Raw genomic sequence first — 1,097 nt, 5'->3', positions numbered from 1 at the left:
CTTCAAAACCAATATAATATTCATTCCATCCGGTCTCTTTCAGTGGACAATAGGTATGCCACTGTCCAGGAAATAACAGGATCGCCTGACCCTTGGAGATACTTGTTCTTTTGGTCGATTCTGAGGTGAAATAACCTTTTCCCTTACTGATGTATACGATCTGGTATTCCGATAAGATACGTCCTTTTCCCGGTTTGAAATAATAATTCTTGGGGTGTTCCGTGGAAGGATACAAGGTGTGGGGAGCAATAGGCTGAAAGCCTACCGTGTTAACCGTCAGCCCGAACTTTTCATCCCGGGCATTGACAAGCAGGTATTTGAAATCGATTCCGAAATCGTTATATCTCATGTTTTTGTTATTAGATTTGCATATTTCTCAGATTGTCGGGCAGTAAATATACAAAAAAAATCAAGTCAATGTATAACCCGGCCGACCGGCCTGTTCTATTTTCAGCCGGAACCGGGTTATACCATTGTTGAAGACAGGATGAAATGGGGATACAAGGGCTATTTCATCATACTTTCTTAAAATAAATTTGGAATAATTAATGAGAATATCAGCATTGCCATGCCTAGAATCAAGAAAGCAGCTGCTTTCCGTCCGGCCCCTTTCCACTCTTTCAGGATGATGCCCCAGCCATTGCTGAAAATCACGTTCAACGACATCAGGATACTCCACGAAAAAGCCATCATCACACTTCCCGGCTCAAAGAAACTTTGCCCCATGCCCAAACCGAAGAATTGCGAGTACCATAGTAAACCGGCCAAAGCGCAGAACAGGATATTGTTGATTAAAACGGCTTTCGAGGAACGTTTTATCTCACCGCCTGTTTTATTCTTATGGTTCATGAAAAGACAGTAGACCAGATTGGTCATCAATCCGCCAATGGTTACCAACAGCGTCACAGGGTTTTGTGCGAACAGCTCCTTTGCTCCACCAGCAATGGCTGCTTCTTTAATCGGAATACCGGCACTCAGCCCCAGGCTGAAACAGGCACTCATGACGCCTGCAAACAAAGCGATGAACAGTCCTTTCTTCAATGCAAAATCTTTGATGGCTTTCCGTCGCTCTTCCTCCGTCATGTTTTTGGAACGCA

Annotated in this window: 2 protein-coding genes; both read right to left on the bottom strand. The window is 43.9% G+C overall.

The features are described from left to right. A partial coding sequence (locus NC238_06640; GenBank protein MCM1565615.1) for an AraC family ligand binding domain-containing protein occupies positions 1 to 349 on the bottom strand: 349 nt, incomplete at its 3' end. Positions 350 to 525: 176 nt separating this feature from the next. Next, the coding region (locus tag NC238_06635) for a hypothetical protein (GenBank protein MCM1565614.1) at positions 526 to 1,097 on the bottom strand (572 nt) is incomplete at its 5' end.

The sequence above is a fragment of the Dehalobacter sp. genome (assembly GCA_023667845.1).
Taxonomy (GTDB): Bacteria; Bacillota; Desulfitobacteriia; order Desulfitobacteriales; family Syntrophobotulaceae; genus Dehalobacter.
The sequence above is the reverse complement of the archived record's forward strand: the minus strand, read 5'-3'. Positions and strand labels throughout refer to the sequence as shown.